This is a genomic window from Sulfitobacter sp. 1A13353, from assembly GCF_043557255.1.
In the GTDB taxonomy this organism is placed as follows: domain Bacteria; phylum Pseudomonadota; class Alphaproteobacteria; order Rhodobacterales; family Rhodobacteraceae; genus Sulfitobacter; species Sulfitobacter faviae.
This window is the reverse complement of the sequence record NZ_JBIFFS010000003.1, coordinates 188,812-206,974: the sequence shown is the minus strand read 5'-3', so window position 1 is coordinate 206,974 and position 18,163 is coordinate 188,812. Positions and strand designations below refer to the sequence as shown.

General features: G+C 58.5%; 16 protein-coding genes and 1 pseudogene. 10 read left to right on the top strand and 7 right to left on the bottom strand.

The window, feature by feature from the left end; genetic code table 11:
* Positions 1-11 precede the first annotated feature (11 nt).
* Positions 12-1,019, bottom strand: coding sequence for a tripartite tricarboxylate transporter substrate binding protein (locus ACGYLO_RS08315; RefSeq protein WP_271689072.1), 1,008 nt, complete (start codon positions 1,017-1,019; stop codon positions 12-14).
* Positions 1,020-1,238: 219 nt separating this feature from the next.
* Here ACGYLO_RS08315 and ACGYLO_RS08310 point away from each other — a divergent pair, with 219 nt between their 5' ends.
* Positions 1,239-2,246 (top strand): Gfo/Idh/MocA family protein, encoded by a 1,008-nt coding sequence (locus ACGYLO_RS08310; protein ID WP_271689071.1) that lies wholly within the window; start codon positions 1,239-1,241, stop codon positions 2,244-2,246.
* 46 nt (positions 2,247-2,292) lie between these two features.
* Here the strand turns inward: ACGYLO_RS08310 and ACGYLO_RS08305 are convergent, their stop codons facing one another.
* On the bottom strand, positions 2,293-2,988 hold the full coding sequence (locus ACGYLO_RS08305) for a GntR family transcriptional regulator (protein WP_168612324.1): 696 nt from the start codon (positions 2,986-2,988) through the stop codon (positions 2,293-2,295).
* Between the two features lie 262 nt (positions 2,989-3,250).
* Between ACGYLO_RS08305 and ACGYLO_RS08300 the strand changes: the two genes are divergently transcribed.
* Genes ACGYLO_RS08300 through otnC form a run of 4 tightly spaced genes read left to right on the top strand, consistent with a single transcriptional unit; the run spans position 3,251 to position 6,637 of the window.
* A complete protein-coding gene (locus tag ACGYLO_RS08300; RefSeq protein WP_276154630.1) occupies positions 3,251-4,348 on the top strand; it encodes an isocitrate/isopropylmalate dehydrogenase family protein in 1,098 nt (365 codons plus the stop codon).
* A gap of 3 nt (positions 4,349-4,351) precedes the next feature.
* Positions 4,352-4,738 carry a methylglyoxal synthase gene (locus tag ACGYLO_RS08295; RefSeq protein WP_168612326.1) on the top strand — a complete coding sequence of 129 codons (387 nt, stop codon included), beginning with the start codon at positions 4,352-4,354 and terminating at the stop codon, positions 4,736-4,738.
* Position 4,739: 1 nt separating this feature from the next.
* Positions 4,740-6,002, top strand: a complete 1,263-nt coding sequence (gene otnK, locus ACGYLO_RS08290; protein WP_346348280.1) for a 3-oxo-tetronate kinase — start codon at positions 4,740-4,742, stop codon at positions 6,000-6,002.
* Positions 5,999-6,637: a 3-oxo-tetronate 4-phosphate decarboxylase gene (gene otnC / locus ACGYLO_RS08285; RefSeq protein ID WP_168612328.1), complete on the top strand. Its 639-nt coding sequence runs from the start codon at positions 5,999-6,001 to the stop codon at positions 6,635-6,637. The genes otnK and otnC overlap by 4 nt, the downstream gene beginning before the upstream one ends.
* A gap of 88 nt (positions 6,638-6,725) precedes the next feature.
* On the opposite strand, the pseudogene ACGYLO_RS08280 reads toward otnC, so the two are convergent.
* The 4 genes and pseudogenes from ACGYLO_RS08280 to ACGYLO_RS08265 form a co-directional block, all read right to left on the bottom strand.
* Positions 6,726-8,372: pseudogene (locus tag ACGYLO_RS08280) on the bottom strand (BCCT family transporter).
* A 161-nt stretch (positions 8,373-8,533) separates the two neighbouring features.
* Entirely contained in the window at positions 8,534-9,706 is a 1,173-nt protein-coding gene (locus tag ACGYLO_RS08275) for a CoA transferase (protein ID WP_271689067.1), read from the bottom strand.
* Positions 9,699-11,042 carry a CoA transferase gene (locus ACGYLO_RS08270; RefSeq protein ID WP_271689066.1) on the bottom strand — a complete coding sequence of 448 codons (1,344 nt, stop codon included), beginning with the start codon at positions 11,040-11,042 and terminating at the stop codon, positions 9,699-9,701. Before ACGYLO_RS08270 ends, ACGYLO_RS08275 begins: the two co-directional genes overlap by 8 nt.
* Positions 11,043-11,067: 25 nt before the next feature.
* Positions 11,068-12,765, bottom strand: coding sequence for a GMC family oxidoreductase (locus ACGYLO_RS08265; RefSeq protein WP_271689923.1), 1,698 nt, complete (start codon positions 12,763-12,765; stop codon positions 11,068-11,070).
* A gap of 144 nt (positions 12,766-12,909) precedes the next feature.
* Between ACGYLO_RS08265 and ACGYLO_RS08260 the strand changes: the two genes are divergently transcribed.
* The 5 genes from ACGYLO_RS08260 (at position 12,910) to ACGYLO_RS08240 (ending at position 16,996) form a co-directional block, all read left to right on the top strand.
* On the top strand, positions 12,910-13,815 hold the full coding sequence (locus tag ACGYLO_RS08260) for a LysR family transcriptional regulator (protein ID WP_271689065.1): 906 nt from the start codon (positions 12,910-12,912) through the stop codon (positions 13,813-13,815).
* Between the two features lie 431 nt (positions 13,816-14,246).
* Positions 14,247-14,618 carry a hypothetical protein gene (locus tag ACGYLO_RS08255; protein ID WP_271689064.1) on the top strand — a complete coding sequence of 124 codons (372 nt, stop codon included), beginning with the start codon at positions 14,247-14,249 and terminating at the stop codon, positions 14,616-14,618.
* 43 nt (positions 14,619-14,661) lie between these two features.
* Positions 14,662-15,153: a copper chaperone PCu(A)C gene (locus ACGYLO_RS08250; RefSeq protein ID WP_271689063.1), complete on the top strand. Its 492-nt coding sequence runs from the start codon at positions 14,662-14,664 to the stop codon at positions 15,151-15,153.
* A gap of 18 nt (positions 15,154-15,171) precedes the next feature.
* Positions 15,172-15,546, top strand: coding sequence for a hypothetical protein (locus ACGYLO_RS08245; RefSeq protein WP_394376375.1), 375 nt, complete (start codon positions 15,172-15,174; stop codon positions 15,544-15,546).
* Between the two features lie 40 nt (positions 15,547-15,586).
* Complete coding sequence (locus tag ACGYLO_RS08240; RefSeq protein ID WP_271689061.1) at positions 15,587-16,996, top strand: PepSY domain-containing protein; 1,410 nt, start codon at positions 15,587-15,589, stop codon at positions 16,994-16,996.
* Between the two features lie 43 nt (positions 16,997-17,039).
* On the opposite strand, the gene ACGYLO_RS08235 is transcribed toward ACGYLO_RS08240, so the two are convergent.
* Positions 17,040-17,954 carry a D-amino acid aminotransferase gene (locus tag ACGYLO_RS08235; protein WP_271689060.1) on the bottom strand — a complete coding sequence of 305 codons (915 nt, stop codon included), beginning with the start codon at positions 17,952-17,954 and terminating at the stop codon, positions 17,040-17,042.
* Between the last annotated feature and the right edge of the window lie 209 nt (positions 17,955-18,163).

The window sequence follows — 18,163 nt, the reverse complement described above, 5'->3', positions numbered from 1 at the left end:
ATGAGTGGCCTTTAAGGCTTTTCGATGCCAAGGCTTTCCGGGTCGACCGTGGTCGAGCCAAGCTCTTTCAGCGTATAGGCAAAGGTGCTCTCCAGCTTGGAGAAAATTTCCTGTGCTTCCTCGCCGGATTGGCCGCCGATGTCATAGTAGTTTACAGCGGCCCATTCAGCCACGGTATCCGACGCCATCGCTTTGTCGAACGCTTCGGTCAAGGTGGCTTTCACCTCGTCAGAGGCCGAATTGGCGACGCCGAAACCAATGGATTGCTTGAGCGGAAGGTAGGCTTCGAGCCCGTCATACATGTCGAATGCGGATGGGATCGTGGTTTCTCCCAACTTGCCCTCTTCGGGGGTCAGCATCGCCAGCGGGCGCAGCTTACCACCTTCGATCAAAGGCGCCTGCTCAGCCAATGATGTTACGACCAAAGCTACTTCGCCCGCCATCGCCGCTTCTTGCCCCGCGGCGGAACCTTCATAGGGGATGAACTTGAACGAGACATCCGCACCTTTCTCAATGGCGAGCAGGTTTAGGTGGTGGATCGACCCCGCCCCGGATGCCGCAGCAGGGATTGAGCCAGGCTTTTCGTTTGCGGCGTCAACAAGCTCTTGCAGTGTGTCATAGGGGCTATCCACGGGAACTGAGATCAGATCGGGCGAACCGCCGATGATGAAGGGGTACCAGAAATCAAACTTCTGATCCCAGCCTCCTTGAACGGCAGCCGTCACATTGGATTCAGAGATGCCTGCCAGCGTATAACCGTCGTCGGCTTGGTTCTGGACAAAGACCATACCATTGGATCCGGCTACGCCACCTGTTTGGTTGGTGACGTTGATCGACACCGGAAGATGTTTCTCCATCTCGGCCATGATCATCCGGTTGATGCTGTCGGTACCGCCGCCCGCGCCCCAGACGACAACATCTGTGATATCGCGGAATGGGTATTCTTGCGCCTGCGCCGGAACGGTCAGTCCGGCGCCCAGCGTCGCGGCAAGCGCGGCTAATGCAAATTTGGTTTTCATCTCATCCTCCCAATGGATATGGTGCCTATTGCATTTATCTGCGTATGCATTAACAAATGTGTTGTCAACTCACACGTCGGTTTAGAGGGGCGTTTCTATCCGCCCCCTGCCCTAGACAGGCGGCAGGAGCTGCCGGAGAACAGGGCTGTTGATGCAACAGAGGGTATAGGGCAAGCGGTACCCGCAGGGCGCGCGAGAAAAGAAAAAAGGAACGAAGATATGACTTTACGGATCGCCTGCTTGGGAGCTGGCTATTTCAGCCAGTTTCACATCGATGGATGGCAACGCATAGAGGAGGTGAGCCTTGTTGGTGTTGCAGATCGTTCCTTGGAGAAAGCAGAAGCTTTCGGCGCCCCTGCCTTCGACAATATCGATGCCCTCTTGGCGACCAACCCCGATATCGTCGATATCATCTTGCCGCCTGTTGGTCACGCGGAAGCCATTCGCAAGGCGCTTCGCCAAAGCCCGCAAGCGATCATCTGTCAAAAGCCCTTCTGCACTTCATCGCAAGAAGCCCGCGAAATCACCCAACTGGCCGAGGATGCCGGTGTGCCGCTCATCGTGCATGAGAACTTTCGCTTCCAACCTTGGTACCGCAAGATCAAGGCCGCGCTTCAAGCTGGCCAGATCGGCACCACGCTACAGGCCAGCTTTCGACTGCGCCCGGGCGATGGTCAGGGGCCGGACGCCTATCTTGCCCGCCAGCCCTATTTCCAGAAGATGGAGCGCTTCCTAATCCATGAGACCGGCGTTCATTGGGTCGATACCTTCCGCTACCTCTTTGGCGAGCCGAGCCACGTCTACGCCGATCTGCGACGGGTGAACTCTGTCATCGCAGGTGAAGATGCAGGCTATGTCACTTTTGACCACCCGGGTGGAGTAAGGGCTTTGTTTGACGCCAACCGCAGCCTGGACCACGCCGCTGATAACACCCGCCGCACGATGGGCGAGGCGTTGATTGAAGGAACCGATGGCACGCTCACGCTCTATGGAGACGGCTCAATATGGCTTCGCCCCTTCGGGGCGCTTGAGGCAGAAGAGATTGCGCCCCCCGACCAGCATGAGGGCTTCGGCGGGGATTGTACCAAAGCCTTGCAAGAACATGTCGTGTCGGCCCTGCTGAATGGCTCCGCATTGGAGAATGAGGCGCGCGATTATCTCCGCGTGATCGAGATCGAGCATGCAATCTATCGCTCTGCCGACGAAGGCCGCAAACTAGCGGTCTAGGCGCGCCACCGCTCAGGCGATACGCCTCTACGGCGTAACGCCTCTTTCAAAACCGCGAGAGGTTGTTCTGCTCCAACAAGGAGATCAGGAGGGCTTTGGCCTCCACCCGATGTTCATGGTGCAGTTCACGGGCGCGCTCTGGCTCAGCGTTTCGGATCGCATCATAAAGCGCGCGGTGGTTTTCGTTCGATGCATGGGGCAATGGGCGCATGTAGAGGGTCAGCAACCGCACGCGATGCACCTGAGTGCTGTACATCGCAATCACCTCTTCCAAACGCCGACTTCCCGACAGGGACACCAGACCCTGATGGAACCGGTCATCCGCCGCCGCCCATTCTTTGCGATCCTCGCGCTTCAGCGCAGATTCCATCTGGATGAGGCTCTCATCCAACCCACTTAAGTCCTTTTCTGGATACGCCCGCTCCGCAGCCTTAAAGGCGGCCAAAGGTTCAAGCTCAATCAGGATATCATAGATCTCAACCATATCAGCGATGGTCAGCGGCAGAACGCGAATACCATGCCGGGGCCGAATTTCGACCAAGCCACGAGAGGCTAAAATTACCGCAGCTTCTCGAATGGGCGTGCGCGAAACACCCAGCATCTCTCCGAGTTCGGCTTCAAGGTAGTTAGAACCCGGCGGCAGTTCGTTGTTGGTAATCATCCCCTGAAGGATACCGGCAACACGAGCAGCTTGAGAGACCGGCTTCTCGACCTCCGCCAACTTTACCTTGCCAGCATTCATTCCAACGGCTCCCTCTCGTTCTGCTCCCAGAAAAGATAGCCTGAAAGTCATTGACTATCAATGCATCAACGCATACGCAGTTAAATACGTGGAGGAGCAGGCCATGCCGGCCGGAAGCTGTAAGGGAGCATTGCCGCTAGCCCTTCGCCCCACTGTGATGGGCGAAGTTGCATGGTGACCCAGCAGAGGTGGCAATCGTCAGCAGAGAAAACGGGCGCGGGCCTGTTCCCCCCAAGAAAGTATTGAGACCAAGGAAAATGACATGGCTTCTGGTTTGAAAATCGCCCTTATCCGTGGGGATGGGATCGGTATCGATGTGGCAGACGCGACCATCGAAGTCGTCAACGCAGCCTGCGAGATTTGCAATGCTCCTGCCCTAACCTATGACGAGATCAACGCGGGCGCGGGCTACTATGCTGAAACCGGGCAAGATATTGAACCGGGGGGCGAAGAACGTGCAGGCACGGCTGATGCGATTTTCTTAGGCGCGATCGGGCTCCCTTCAATCCGCCATGAGGACGGCACCGAAATCTCACCTCACCTACGCCTGCGCGACCGCTTTGGCCTTTACGCTGGCATTCGCCCGATCAAGGCCTATCCCAACGCGCCGCAACGTTTGGCGGACCCTCGCGCCGCCCAGATCGATATGGTTATCTTGCGTGAGTCCACCGAGGGGCTGTTCTATTCCGCCGCTGCCCATAAACGCAGCGAAGTGATCGGTGACACCGAGGTGCGCGACACCCTTCGCATTACCCGCGCGACCACGGAGAAGCTTCATGATTTCGCGTTTGAACTGGCTCAGAAACGCAAAGAGCGCGGAAAGCCCGGTCGCGTGACATGTGTCGACAAGGCCAATGTTTTCACATCGATGGCTTTCTTCCGCAAGATTTTCGACGAGATCAGACCGAACTACCCCGACATCGAGGCGAACTATAACTACGTCGATGCCCAAGCGCTCGATCTGGTGCGGCGCCCTTGGGATTTCGATGTCATGGTAATGGAGAACATGTTCGGCGATATCCTGTCTGATCTGGGCGGTGGTCTGGTCGGCGGCATGGGCATGGCTGCTTGCGCCGAAATTGGCGATGAGAACGGTCTTTTTCAGCCCGCCCATGGCAGCGCCCCTGATATCATGGGGCAGGACAAGGCGAACCCTCTTGCCGCAATCCTGAGCGGAGCACTGATGCTGGACTACCTTGGCGAACGCTCAGGCGACAGTCGGTATACCGACGCGGCCGCTTTGATCGAAGCTTCCGTCGATAAGGGTTTTTCCGCCAATGCGCTGCGCCCGATGGAATTTGGCGGCGATATGGGCACCCTTGCAACAACACGCGAAGTCGTGGCCGGCCTTAAGGGGTAACCGATGCGGATTGCGCTGGTCGCTCATGATTGCTGCAAGGACGCTTTAATTGCGTGGTCTACCCGCCATAAGGCGGTATTGGCGCAGCAAACACTCTATGCCACCGGCACGACGGGCAAACGTATCGCTCTGGAAACGAAGCTCAAGATCACCCGGCTGCTAAGCGGACCGCTTGGGGGCGACCAACAGCTTGGCGCGATGATCGCAGAGGGCCGAATTGATGCCTTGGTCTTTTTCTTCGATCCGCTTTCAGCGGTACCCCACGATGTGGACGTTAAAGCCCTGCTGCGGGTCTCAGCGTTGTATCAAGCGATTGTCGCAACCAACCGTGCAACCGCAAATCTACTTATCGCGGCTCTCGAACGCGATATCGATCTGAAAGGATACTGAAATGCCCATCGTTCTTGGCGCTATCGCCGATGATTTCACCGGCGCCACAGATCTTGCCAATACATTAGTCGGTGAAGGGATGCGGGTCGTTCAGGTCATCGGCGTCCCCGGCCCCGAAGCGACCTATGGCGATGCGGATGCGGTTGTTGTGGCGCTGAAATCACGAACGGCGCCAGTAGAGGATGCAATTGCCGAGTCCTTGGCCGCATTGGAGTGGCTCCAGTCGGAGGGCGCTGAACAAATCCTATTCAAATACTGCTCAACATTCGATTCAACACCGAAAGGAAACATCGGGCCAGTCGCTGATGCGCTGCGCGAAGCGCTGAGTTGCGAACTCACATTGATCTGCCCTGCTTTTCCTAAGAATGGCCGGACAATCTACAACGGCGTACTCTTCGTCGGAGAGTTGCCCTTGGCAGAAAGCTCGATGAAGGATCACCCGCTAACGCCAATGCGCGATTCAAACCTTATGCGTCTGATGGAGGCGCAATCCACCGGCAAGGTAGGACTCATTCCCGCATCAATCGTTCAACAAGGTGTGCCAGCCATCCGCGCAAGAATGGAAGCCCTGATAGCCGAAGGCGTTTCATACGCCGTCATCGACGCGCTCAACGAAGCCGACCTACGAACCATCGGCAAAGCTGCGACAGATCACAAGCTGATCACCGGCGGCTCGGGTATCGCGCTTGGTTTGCCAGCCAATTTCCGCGGACGGGGCAAAATAGCCCCGAAGCAAGATACCGATTTTCTGCCAAACGAAGGCCGCGCGCTGATTTTGGCGGGCAGTTGCTCGGCCGCCACGCGCGCGCAGCTTGCACAGGCCAAGGCACTATGGCCTCATGCAAAGGTCGACATCGATAAAATCGCAGCTGGTAAGGAGATGGTGACTGAATTGGCGGAATGGGCAAAAGCCCAGCCTACCGACAGCCCAGTAATCATCTACGGGTCGGCAGATCCAGAAGAAGTGGCCGGTATCCAGAAACGCTACGGCGTGGCCGCCTCTGGGCAAATGATGGAAGACACTCTAAGCGCCCTTGCTCAGCGCCTTACCGAGGCGGGCTTTCATCGAGTGGTGGTCGCAGGAGGAGAAACTTCCGGCGCAGTTGTCTCGGCCCTTCAGATCAAAACGCTCGAAATTGGTCCCGAGATCGCGCCGGGCGTGCCGTGGACCCGAGCATTGGACCGGCCCTTAACATTGGCGCTGAAGTCTGGAAATTTTGGTCAACCCAGCTTTTTCGAAGATGCCCTAAAGGTGCTGCCATGAGTGATGCAAAAATCCGCGAAGACATCGTGCGCCGTGCAGCGTCGCTCTATAACCGAGGGCTGAGCTTTGGCTCCTCCGGGAACATCAGTGTACGGGTCGACGACGGTTGGCTGATGACCCCAACAGGCTCCTCCATGGGAGACCTCGATCCAGCGCGCCTGTCATTGTTAGACCCCGAAGGCCGCCACATTTCAGGTGACGCCCCCACCAAAGAAGCGTTCTTACATATGGCAATGTATGCAAAACGCTCCGGCGCATCGGCCATCGTGCATCTACACTCGACCCATTCTGTCGCCGTAAGCTGCCTGAAATGCATTGACCATAAGGATGTTCTGCCGCCGCTGACGGCCTATTACGTCATGCGTGTCGGCAAGCTCCCCCTCATTCCCTATTTCGCTCCGGGGGATATCGAACTGGCAAAAGCAGTCGGCGAAATGGCTTCGGACCATCATGCTGTTCTGCTGGCGAACCACGGACCAGTTGTATCGGCGAAATCGCTGTCCGACGCGGTCTATGCAACCGAGGAGTTGGAGGAGACCGCAAAACTATTCCTCGCACTCCAAGCGATGGAAACGCGGCCCCTCACAGCTGAACAGGTTGCGGATTTAGAGCGGCGGTTTCCCACGCAAACCTGATGCCGCAATCGAGCAGTGCTCCGAACGCATCTTTTGCGAACTTAAGTACAATATACGGGGGCGCAGAGCATGCCCCCCCGCAAAACGACTACTCTGCAGCGGAGAAACTTTGAACGCCGTTCTTGTCGCGAATGGCGTCACGGATGACCGCCTTAACTAGCGCGATGCACATCAAGAACATAACAAAGCTGAAGGGCAACGCCCCGATCACCATCGCTGTCTTGATGGCATTGAGCCCTCCAACCAGTAGCAAGCCGCCTACGACAAGGCTGAGCGCCACGCCCCAAAAGACGATGTGCGCACGACCCTTTGGGTTTTCCTCCCCCGCCGCGTTGATCGTGTTCACGATCAAGATCGCCGAGTCTGCTGTTGTAACTAAATAGGTCAGCAACAAAACTACAACAATCGCGGTCATCCCCCATGCCAGTCCATCTGCCAGAATGAGGTCAAGCACTACGAAGAGTTGGCTTTCCTGACCAGCACCTGAAATCGCATCTCCTGCTGTGGCATTTAGGGTAAGATCGATCGCTGTGCCGCCGACAATTGTGAACCAAACGAAACACATCAACGAAGGGATAACGATTGCCCCCAATACATACTCACGAATGCTCCGCCCCCGTGAAATACGCGCCAAGAACACACCGACGAAGGGGGCGAAGGCGATCCACCATGCCCAATAGAAAAGGGACCACCCCCCCTGCCACGCGGCCAACGCGTCACCCGTCTCAGTTCCATCCGCATGCCAAACAGTGAACAGCATTCCGGGCAGTTCTACCAAATAAGCAAAAAGCCCAGTTACCAACGATCCGAGGCCAAAGAAGGTGGACCCGAAGAGGAAAAAGAATGCCAATAGGAAAAAGCTCAGCCCCATATTCAAGTTAGACAGCCACTTGATCCCTTTCCCGACCCCTGAAAGGGCCGAGAGCGTGGAGGCTCCGAGGATAACAATCAGTGCGACCACGATCCCCATAGCCGATGGTTTGCCATCCTCAGATATAATCCAATCGCCAAAGCCGATACGACTAAGCCCCGCAACAAACTGCTCAACGCCAAAGCCCAAGGTCTGGGCTACGCCGAGGATCGTGGCGACCACGGCGACAATATCGACGACATGCCCGCCAATGCCGGACAAGCGTTTTCCGAAAAGGGGCGTGAGCCCTGAACGGACTGTAAGCGGCAAGCTGCGGCGATAGGAGAAATAGGCCTAGGACAGCCCAACCAGCGCATAGCAGGCCCAAGCCGAAAAACCCCAATGTAGGAAAGACCATACATAGGCCGCCGTCACATTGCTGCTTGCCGAACCCGTCGTCTCGCCCATGATAACATTGGGATTGTTTGCGAAGTGGTGCATTGGCTTAGCAGTTGCGAAGGTCAGCATACCAAAGCCAATCCCCGCGCCAAACATCATAGAGAACCACGAAAACCGCGAAAATTCAGGCTTGTCATCAGGCAGCCCGAGCACCAGGCGGCCGGTTGAGGGCACAACCGCCAAACCGATGCAAAGCAGTAAAAAGAGCGCGACCACCCAAATGTACCAACTGGCAAAACTGCTCAGCATTGCGCCATTGAGCGCGTTCAGTACAGAAGCAGCATTCGCTGGGACGGTTATCGCCCAGACGATAAGGGCGCTCACCAGAATTTTCGATGGAATAGCGACACTGCGGGTAAAGCCGGAGTAGAATCCCCGGCGTGTGGTTGCGATGTGCAAATCCATTAAGGGTGGTTTGTAGGCCATATATCCTCCATCATGGCAATAAGATCCAGACAGCATCCTCCACTTGCCGTACACCGATGCACGACATGACTGGTCCGAACCATTCGGGTAACGCAGCACCTTGGTTGTCCGAGTACGCTGCAAAGGAAGGGCAGCCCGTTCGGCGCCGCCCTAATTTTTTGCTAGCTAGGCAGGTATTCTCCGCTCCAGCTTTCGCTGATCTGCCCCGATTTCAACATCCGCTCGATCGCGCCATCGGAATAGCCTAGCTCGGCCAGAACCATGCGCGTGGAGGCTCCGAACTTCTCGGTTGGCGGCAACGCAAAGACCCGCCCTCGTTCCGGACGCACGGCGTAGGGGTCAAGTTGAATGACCTCATGGCCACTCGGATGATCTGCATACTGCGAGAATGAGTAACTGCCCCGTTCGGTGCCCGGCGAGCCATCCGGCTCGCGCATATTCTCTGAGCGTAATTCGTCGATGTTATTGCACAACGCACAGCCGATATCGGCACTACGCAACCGGGCGATCCATTCGGTTGCGGGGTGGGACTGGAAAGCCCCCGCCAGAAAAGCGGCACGCTCTTCCGCAGGCACATTTGGCAGGTCTTCGAGTCCTTCCACAGCACGAAAACGAGGTAGGTCTGCTTCATAGGCGCTGAGCAGGATATAAACCCCCGAAGCGGTACTGTAAAAACGGCTGAGCGGGTCGTAACCATTCACTTCCGGCCCTGAAGGTTCATCGAAGAGGCCCCGCCCCCGGAAATCATAGGCGAAGGGGATTTGCAGCAGGCCGCTGTTTGAACTCAGCGAGGTACGCCCCCGCCCGATCCGACCGAAACGGTGTTTCTGGTAAAGCGACGCCGCCACAGCCAAAGCGCCGCCGAAGCCACACATCACGTCGATGGTGCCCACATGGGCGTGCTCTTCGGGCCGGTCCATCGCACCGCCAAAGCGCAGCATGATCCCCGTTGTAGCCTGTACGAGGTCGTCATAGCCGATGTAATCGGTCCGCACGCCGCGTTGAACGCCGCTGAAGCAGTCAAGTTTACAAAAGATCGCTTCGGGATTCAGCTTACGCAGGCTTTCAGCATCAAGGCCCATCCGGCGGATCTGACTGTCGGGCGCATTCCAAAAGATCACATCAACCGATTTCACAAGGTCTTCAAAAACCTTGCGACCATGCTCAGATTTGATGTCCGCCAGAATGGATTTCTTTCCCCGCCCTTGGCTCATCCCGTAAATCACGGTGTTCCAGCTGTCGTAAAGCGGCGTGGCCGGGTCCAATTTGATCACTTCAGCACCGAACCGCGCCAGATAGCTTGCGGCATGCGGCCCTGCGATCACGTTACACATGTCCAATACTTGAACGCCCGAGCCAGCCCTCCTGATCAATGCCCTCTTCCGGTTCGGGGATATCAGTCCGAAGTTTGCGCAAAGCCTTCAGGGCCACATCGAATTCAACCCATTGGCGCGGTGCGGTGGCCAGCGCCTCTTCGCCGCTTTCTTCCATCCACACCACCGGGCCGGGTTGGGTCATCTCTCCGTAAATCGGATCATCGACGTCGATCATCAGGCCGGAAGCTTCGGCGTATTCGTCATTAATCCACTCTTGCAACCAACGTTGCGGTGCGCCCGGAATTCCAGCCCGCCCGAACATGCGTTTCCACTCGTGAGAGGTCCGGGTCATGAAGACTTCTTTCATCCGAGCCGCGATCTTATCGGCCCAAGGTTTCGGCATCGGATAGACACCAAGTGAGGTATCTGACTCCCATTCCGCCTGCGGCTTATAGGTGTCGTCTTCTTCCCGAAGCCCCCCCTCAACCATTTCGTCATAAAGGCCCAACACCTCAAGACAGCGCCGGGCATGGTGTTTATGGCTGGGGCAAACGACGTAGAACATACGCCCGTCCTTGCACATGTAGCTGCGAAAGAACGGATCCAGTAGTTCTTGCAAATCCTCATATGAAACGTTCATGGGCAGGCCTTCGACACGGCGGCGTTCGATTTCGATCTCGCGCTGCGTCAGATAGCGCTGCGGCATATCTGCGACCTTGATTGAATTGTAGCACAGTCCTTCCATCACAGCGACGGCCAGCGGCACTTCGATATGATCTCCCAATCCGGTCAATTGCCGCGACTGAAGCGCCAGCACAGTGGCCGAGGCTGCAATCTGCGAGGCATAGGCTGACGACAGCGGCAAGGGAGAGAAGGACGGGTTCAACCCCATAAGGACACGATTTAGACCCATGTCCGTAAAGACCCCGGAACTCGCCGCGACGACGCTTTCAAACGCGCGTTGTTCACGCCGTTCGGCATCGTTGGAGGCGAACCCGGGGATAGACACGGTGATCAACTCGGGCCGCGCGGTGCGCATCTCGGTAAAGTCTACTCCGAGTGCGGCCAGCTTGCCGGGGCGGAAGTTTTCAACAATGATGTCAGCCTCGGCGCAAAGCGCCCGTGCCTGCGCCAGCCCTTCTTCTGATTTCAGATCAAGCGTTACAATCATCTTATTGCGCATCAGCGCAGCATTGGCCGGGCTGTCCCACATCGGTCCGTCCGGGGGATCAATATGTACGACAGTAGCGCCCAGATCCTCCAGCAACATCGCCACGGCAGGGCCAGCGATATATTGACCGAAGTCGATGACTTTTACCCCGGTCAAAGGAAGGTTGGATTTAGAGTTTCGCATATTTCCTCCTCGGGAAATGGGGTGTCTACTGGCCGGCAAGAATCCAGCGTGCTGCTTTTTCCGCGACCATCAAAGTGGGCGAATTGGTGTTTCCGCTGACTATTTCCGGCATGACACTGGCATCGACCACCCGCAGCCCTGCTACGCCTTTCACTCGCAGGTGCGGGTCGAGAACGGCGCGATCATCGTCAAGCCTTCCCATTCTGACCGTACCGGCAGGGTGAAAGATCGTATTGGCGATATCTCCCGCGAGTTTGGCGAGATCTGCGTCGCTTTGATATTGGGGTCCGGGCTTGTATTCTTCCGGCTCATAAGGCCGCATCGCAGGCTTCGCCATAATCTCGCGCACTTGGCGTAGGCTGTCGGCGGCAACTTTGCGGTCGTCTTCTGTCGCCAAATAATTTGGCGAGATCATCGGCGCATCGCGGAAATTGGCAGACCGAATCCGGACATGCCCGCGACTGGATGGGTTGAGGTTGCAAACGCTGACCGTAATTGCCGGAAACTTATGAAGGTCGTCACCGAAGGCTTCGAGGCTCAGAGGTTGCACGTGATATTCGAGATTTGCATAAGTCCGTTTCGGGTCCGAGCGCGTGAACGCCCCGAGCTGACTGGGGGACATGCTCATCGGACCGGAACGCTTGAAGAAATATTCTGCCGCAATGGCGGCCTTACCCAAAAGGTTCCCCGTCAATGTGTTCAGTGTTCGTGTCCCCGCCACCTTATAGACCGCACGGATCTGCAGGTGATCCTGAAGATTTTCCCCAACAGGAGCGTCTCGCACCACCTCGATGCCATGCGTCTTTAACAAGTTTGCCGGGCCAATACCCGACAGTTGCAATATCTGTGGGGAGTTGATCGCACCGGCTGATAGTACTGTCTCACGCCGCGCAGTCACCTCAATCGCCTGCCCTTTACGTTGAACCCGCGCGCCGGTGCAGCGTAGCTGTCCTTGCGGATTAGCGCCGAATACCAGCTTTTCTACCTGTGCTTCAGTCCAGATCGTCAGGTTCTGCCGATCCTTGGCGGGCCGCAAAAAAGCTTTGGACGTATTCCACCGCCAACCAGAGCGCTGGTTCACATCAAAGTAGCCAACACCTGCGTTGTCACCAGAATTGAAATCTTCTGTCTTCTCGATTCCTGCCTGTTCTGCCGCATCGGCAAAGCTATCCAAGACGTCCCAGCGCAGCCGCTGCTTTTCAACTCTCCATTCCCCGCCATGGCCATGCATGTCGGAAAATCGGCTGTTGTCGCCCGTGGTCGGGTCGGCGCCATCTTCAAGCTTTTGATGATCCTCATGCGCCATGAAATCGCGCAGAGAGCTTTCCCAGCCCCAGTCCTCGTCCCCGCAAAGGGACGCCCAATTGTCGTAGTCTCTGGCCTGCCCGCGCATATAGATCATGCCGTTGATAGAAGAGCAGCCTCCTAAAGCCTTGCCGCGCGGATAGCGTAAGACCCGGCCGTTCAGCCCGGGATCAGCCTCGGTGTTGTACATCCAATCGGTACGCGGATTGCCTATGCAATAGAGGTACCCGACAGGAATATGGATCCAGTGATAGTTGTCCCGCCGCCCCGCTTCGAGCAGCAGAACCCGGTTGCTCGGATCCGCGCTTAGCCGATTGGCCAAAAGACACCCCGCGGAACCGCCCCCAATGACGATAAAGTCGAATTCACTCTCGGTTTGCGACACCACCCGGCCTCCCCTTTGTTCTTGCTGCAGCATTCGTGCGAGGGGGCTCGCTGCGATCGAACCGCGCAACTCACTACGCCAACGCCCCCACGCCGCTGCAACATCAGCCAAGGTTTAGTTAGCCATGCGCGGCTTTCCTAATGACAAATTCCTTCGCCTGATATTAAAGATTCTAATATGGATAGGCTGACGAACGTGAATGGAATTCTGGCTTTCGCAACCGTCGCGCGTGAGGGCAGCGTCTCGCGTGCAGCCGAGGTGCTTAACCTCACCCAACCCGCGCTCAGCCATCAGATTAAACGACTAAGCACGGACCTAGGTGTCACCCTGTTCACCCGATCGCCGCGCGGCCTGGTGCTCACGCCTGATGGCACGGCACTGTTACCGCTGGCAGAGCAGGTTCTCGCTGCCATGTCCGATTTCCATCGCCGCGCGAGCACGCAGTTTGGTGAGCTGTCAGGCAAACTGAAAATCGGCACGATTGTCGATCCTGAGTTCATCCGTCTTGGACGGTTGCTAAGCCAATTGGGCAAGGCCCATCCCAAAGTGACGACAGAGTTGGTACACGGTATCAGCGGTGACATCCTGCGCATGCTGAAGGGACGCCAGCTTGATGCAGGCTTCTACCTCACCGATCCAGATGAAGCGAATTCAATTCCTTCGACACGGCCTTTGCATACCAAAACGCTAGCTCAATTCTCCTATCGCGTCATTGCACCCGCAGGCTGGGAGGCGCAGCTCTCCACTGATGATTGGGCGCAGCTTGCAACCCTTCCTTGGATCGGCACCTCGCCCGCCTCGGCCCATAATCGCCTTTTAGGAAACATCTTTGCGCGGCATAACTGCCGTCAAAAGGTGGTCGCGCTGGTCGACCATGAAGCCTCTATGCTAGAAATGGTCCGTTCTGGTGTGGGGCTGAGCCTATGCCGCGAGTCCATCGCGCTACATGAACGTCAAAGTTCTGGCCTTACCGTCAGCGAGAGCCTGCACGTGCCCGCCTGCCTTATACTCATTGCGTTCAAGGACAGGATGCAAGACCCGGTGATCGCCGCGCTCTTCGAGCAGTTGCAGAAAGTATGGTGAACGGTCGATCTCTAAACCTTCCAGTTCGCTATCCCCACCATAATCCCCCGTCCGTGCATCCTTAGAGGTGTTCGGGCGGGGCGGCTCTTCCTCACTATTTTTTGCTGTTCTGGGTTAGTCCTTCTGGGAGGCGCTGGGCTCCCATCCTAGGATCAAGATACTGCCTGTCTGTCCTTTTAGCCTCCGAAAAGGGCCACCTACCGAGATGGATATCCTGCCGCCTCTGGGCACCCAAATGCCCCCAAAAGCGCCCCTGATTCTGCTTCTCGTGACGTAAGCCGATGAACGGGATCGACTGACTGGGGTATTCTACCATCCCAGCCAACACTCTCCCTCGATAGACATCCCCCGCACAGCGCCCGGCCTACGACATCGCGTCGCAGATCAAAGCACCCTATAGCCTTGCCGCGACAGCCGGGGTATCAGGGCGCATGTCCGCCGTTTCGCGCATATCCTCGCTTCGGGCCAGCCTGACCCTCTTGCTGCTGCTGGCCCTTGCCAGCTTGCCTTTCGCCCATCGGGCGACCGCGCAGGTGCAGCAGGATCCGGCGTTCATCGCCTTTATCCAAGCGGGCGGCACGTTGAGCGACCTTTGCGATGGGCCGGTCGAAGGGCAGAACCATGCGGCATTGGATTGCGAAGCCTGCCGCATCGTCAACGCACTGATCCTGCTCAACCCGGCGGATGTCTTGCTGCCGCGCGCGGCGCTGCACTTTGCCACGCCCCGCTTGACCCGTGCCTTGGGCGCACCACGCAGCCCCGCCGGGGCGCCACCGCCTGTCCGGGGGCCTCCCTTCGTCTGAGCCACCACTTTTTTTTGCACATCTCAGACAATGGAACATGACAATGAAATCTTTCTATACCGCAGCCTTGGCTGCCCTCCTCGCCCTGCCCGCCGCCGCGCATGAGTACACCGCAGGCGCTTTGACCGTCGATCACCCGATGGCCTATGAGACCCCGAAAACCGCCCGCGTGGGCGGCGGCTATCTGACGATCACCAATGGCGGCGACACTGCCGACCGTCTTGTCAGCATCAGCGCCGAGGGCTTTGACGAAGTCTCTCTCCACGAGACGACCACCGATGACATGGGCGTCGCGCGCATGTCGCATGTGGACGGCATCGACCTGCCCGCGGGCGAGACTGTCACCCTCAAGCCCGGGGGGCTGCATGTGATGTTCATGGGCCTCGACGGTGACCCTTTTGAGGAAGGCGAGAAAATTCCTGCCACCCTGACCTTTGAAAAGGCCGGAACCTTGGATGTGACGTTCAATGTCGAAAGCCGCCGCGGGCATGACGCGGGCGGAATGGATCACTCCTCGCACGAGCATAAACACTAAGCCCAAGCCCATCGCAGGATGCGCCGCAAGGCGTTGACCGGCCCGCTTCAACACCTCTGCCTCTGGGCGGTGGTGTTGTTGTTTGGGGCGTTCTCGGCGCTCGCGCCCGGAACCATGCCAGAGCGCCAGCAAGGCGCGCTGACCATGGTGCTGTGCACGGGCTACGGGGTGGAGACGGTGACCATCGGGCCGGATGGCGAACCGGTGCAGCCCGAGCACAAGCCCTGCGATTGGAACCAGCACTCCCTCGCGGTCCTACGCAGGGGGCTGGCGGTACAGCCCTTGGCCGTCACCTTTCACCCGGCGCCACCGCTGCCCCCTGCCCCTGCCACAGGGCCCAAACCGCGCCGCGCCTCTGTCAAACGCGCAAGGGCGCCGCCACGGGTTCTCTGACCTCCAAACCACATATCAATTCAGTCAGAGGACCAAACACATGGTTTCCATCGATCCTGCAGGCGCGGCAGCCCTGCAAAACGACAACACGCAACGTGCGAACAGCTTTTACCGCGCCGCTTGGCGCTGGCATTTCTATGCCGGGGTCTATGTCATCCCCTTTTTCATCATGCTCGCCCTAACCGGGCTCGTGATGCTTTGGATCGCCTTCATCGGCGGCCGGGACGGAGAGCGGATTGCCGTCACGCCCCAAGACGCGCCCCTTGCCCTCTCCGATCAGGCCGCCGCCGCACAGGCCAGCATCGAAGGCGGCACCCTTGTGCAATATGTCGCCCCCCGCGCCGATGATCTGGCCGCGATCTTTCGGGTGGACGCGCATGACGTGGCGACCATGGTCGCCGTCGATCCCTATACCGCCGAAGTCCTCGCCAGCTTCCCGCGCCGCAGCGGCTGGTACGACATGGCCGACAACATCCACGGCAGCCTGCTATTAGGCGTGACCGGCGACCGCATGATCGAGATCGCGGCCTCGCTTGGCATGGTGCTGATCGCCACGGGGCTCTACCTCTGGTGGCCGCGCGGCACCGGTTTGCGCGCGGCACTGCTTCCGCGATTGGGCCGTGGGCGGGCCTTGTGGAAATCCCTGCACGGGGCGATCGGGCTTTGGGTGTCGGTGGTGCTGTTCTTCTTCCTGATCTCCGGGCTGTCGTGGGCCGGTATCTGGGGCGAGAAGATGGTGCAGGCTTGGAGCCAGTTCCCGGCAGAGAAATGGGAGGCCCCGCTGTCGGATGACCTCCACGCCAGCATGAACCACGGGCCCAAGGAGGTGCCTTGGGCGCTGGAGCAAACCCCGATGCCCGCCTCAGGCAGCGATGCCGGGGTGACGGGATTGGCCGAAGGCACGCCGGCCACGCTTGACACCATCGACGCGCTGGCCCGGCAGATCGGCTTTGACGCGCGCTATCAGATGAACCTGCCGCGCGGCGAGGACGGGGTTTGGACGCTGAGCCGCGATTCGATGAACACCGATGCCGAAGACCCCACCAGTGACCGGACGGTGCATATCGACCGGCACACGGGCAAGATCCTCGCCGATGTGCGCTATGAGGATTATTCGCTGGCCGGCAAGGCGATGGCCGTGGGCATCGCGCTGCATATGGGCACCCTGGGTTGGCCGAGCGTTTTGGCCAATACGCTGTTTTGCCTGTCGGTGATCTTTCTTTGCGTCTCGGGCGTGGTGATGTGGTGGAAACGCCGCCCGGCAAATCCTGCCGGTTGGCTTTCGGCCCCGCCGGCGCCGCGCAATATGACGCTGTGGAAAGGCGCGGTTGTGGTCGGTCTGGTGGTGGCGCTGGCCTTTCCGATGGCGGGGGTCACCCTGCTGGTCGTGGGGCTGCTGGATTGGCTCCTGCTGCGCCGCGTGCCCGCGCTCAAGCGCATGGTCTCCTAAGATGCCGCCCGCCCCTTTGCGGGGGCGGGCACCCTCGCGGCGTTCAGGCCGTGTGCTGTTTGATCAGCTCTTTGTACAGCGCTTGGATGCGTTTGGTGACAGGCCGCTCGCCCGCGCCGATAGGTTTGCCGTCAATCTCGGCCACCGGGGTTTGCGCGCCAAAGGTGCCGGTGAGGAAAGCCTCATCCGCGCCGTAAGCCTCGTAGAGCGAGAAGTTCTTTTCCTTCATCGGGATGCCATTCGCGTGGCAGAGGTCGATGACCTTCTGCCGCGTCACCCCGTTCATGCAATAGTCCCCGGTCGAGGTCCAAACCTCGCCCCGGCGCACGATGAAGAAGTTACAGGCATTGGTGGTGTTCACGAAGCCCTGCGGGTCGAGCATCAGCGCCTCATCCGCGCCCGCTTCTTCGGCCTGAAGGCAGGCGATGATGCAGTTGAGCTTGGAATGGCTGTTAAGCTTCGGGTCTTGGCTGTGCGGTAGGCCGCGCACCTGCGGGACCGAGGCCAGACGGATGCCCTTGGACTGCAGCCGGTCCACGGGTTTGGAATGCTCCATGATGATCACCAGCGTCGGCCCAGTGGTGCTAAGCGACGGGTGCTGGAAGGGTTTGTCCTTGATCCCGCGCGTCAGCATCAGGCGGCAGTGCACGTCATCGTGCATGTCATTCGCCTCGGCCGTGCGGCGCAGGGCGTCGGCGATGCCGGCCTTGTCCATCCCCACATCGAGCGAGATCGCTTTGCAGGAGTTGAAGAAGCGGTCCATATGCTCATCGAAGAAGGCCCATGTGCCGTTATAGAGGCGCATGCCTTCCCAGATGCCATCGCCCAGCATGAAGCCCGCGTCATAGACCGAGACTTTGGCCTCGTCGCGGTGCAGGATGTCGCCGTTGACGTAGATCTTGATGTCGCGGTTGCGCGCGTCTTCGTCGGCGGCGTGGGTGGTGGTGTGTTCGGTCATGGTGAGGGTCCGTTGGTGAAGGCGGTTGGCGCTATTGATAGCAAAGCCGTTCAGGACTACCACCCCAGCCCGGAATCAAGCCGCAGGCGCCGGGCCATCGCCTGCCCGCCCGGACGGGTAGGCGATTTGGTGAGGCTGAGCGTGACCTCGCGGGACGCACATCACGGTTGAACCATAAAGTGGCACGAGGGACCGTCAGATCGCCCACC

What these genes read in the sequence shown, in the direction of transcription:
- ACGYLO_RS08250 (WP_271689063.1), top strand. Translation starts at nt 14,662, where the DNA reads ATGAAATCTTTCTATACCGCAGCCTTGGCTGCCCTCCTCGCCCTGCCC.
- ACGYLO_RS08255 (WP_271689064.1), top strand. Translation starts at nt 14,247, where the DNA reads ATGTCCGCCGTTTCGCGCATATCCTCGCTTCGGGCCAGCCTGACCCTC.
- otnK (WP_346348280.1), top strand. Translation starts at nt 4,740, where the DNA reads ATGCCCATCGTTCTTGGCGCTATCGCCGATGATTTCACCGGCGCCACA.
- ACGYLO_RS08270 (WP_271689066.1), bottom strand. Translation starts at nt 11,042, where the DNA reads ATGCGAAACTCTAAATCCAACCTTCCTTTGACCGGGGTAAAAGTCATC.
- ACGYLO_RS08245 (WP_394376375.1), top strand. Translation starts at nt 15,172, where the DNA reads ATGCGCCGCAAGGCGTTGACCGGCCCGCTTCAACACCTCTGCCTCTGG.
- ACGYLO_RS08295 (WP_168612326.1), top strand. Translation starts at nt 4,352, where the DNA reads ATGCGGATTGCGCTGGTCGCTCATGATTGCTGCAAGGACGCTTTAATT.
- ACGYLO_RS08305 (WP_168612324.1), bottom strand. Translation starts at nt 2,988, where the DNA reads ATGAATGCTGGCAAGGTAAAGTTGGCGGAGGTCGAGAAGCCGGTCTCT.
- ACGYLO_RS08300 (WP_276154630.1), top strand. Translation starts at nt 3,251, where the DNA reads ATGGCTTCTGGTTTGAAAATCGCCCTTATCCGTGGGGATGGGATCGGT.
- ACGYLO_RS08315 (WP_271689072.1), bottom strand. Translation starts at nt 1,019, where the DNA reads ATGAAAACCAAATTTGCATTAGCCGCGCTTGCCGCGACGCTGGGCGCC.
- ACGYLO_RS08240 (WP_271689061.1), top strand. Translation starts at nt 15,587, where the DNA reads ATGGTTTCCATCGATCCTGCAGGCGCGGCAGCCCTGCAAAACGACAAC.
- ACGYLO_RS08235 (WP_271689060.1), bottom strand. Translation starts at nt 17,954, where the DNA reads ATGACCGAACACACCACCACCCACGCCGCCGACGAAGACGCGCGCAAC.
- ACGYLO_RS08260 (WP_271689065.1), top strand. Translation starts at nt 12,910, where the DNA reads ATGGATAGGCTGACGAACGTGAATGGAATTCTGGCTTTCGCAACCGTC.
- ACGYLO_RS08310 (WP_271689071.1), top strand. Translation starts at nt 1,239, where the DNA reads ATGACTTTACGGATCGCCTGCTTGGGAGCTGGCTATTTCAGCCAGTTT.
- ACGYLO_RS08275 (WP_271689067.1), bottom strand. Translation starts at nt 9,706, where the DNA reads ATGTGTAACGTGATCGCAGGGCCGCATGCCGCAAGCTATCTGGCGCGG.
- ACGYLO_RS08265 (WP_271689923.1), bottom strand. Translation starts at nt 12,765, where the DNA reads ATGCTGCAGCAAGAACAAAGGGGAGGCCGGGTGGTGTCGCAAACCGAG.
- otnC (WP_168612328.1), top strand. Translation starts at nt 5,999, where the DNA reads ATGAGTGATGCAAAAATCCGCGAAGACATCGTGCGCCGTGCAGCGTCG.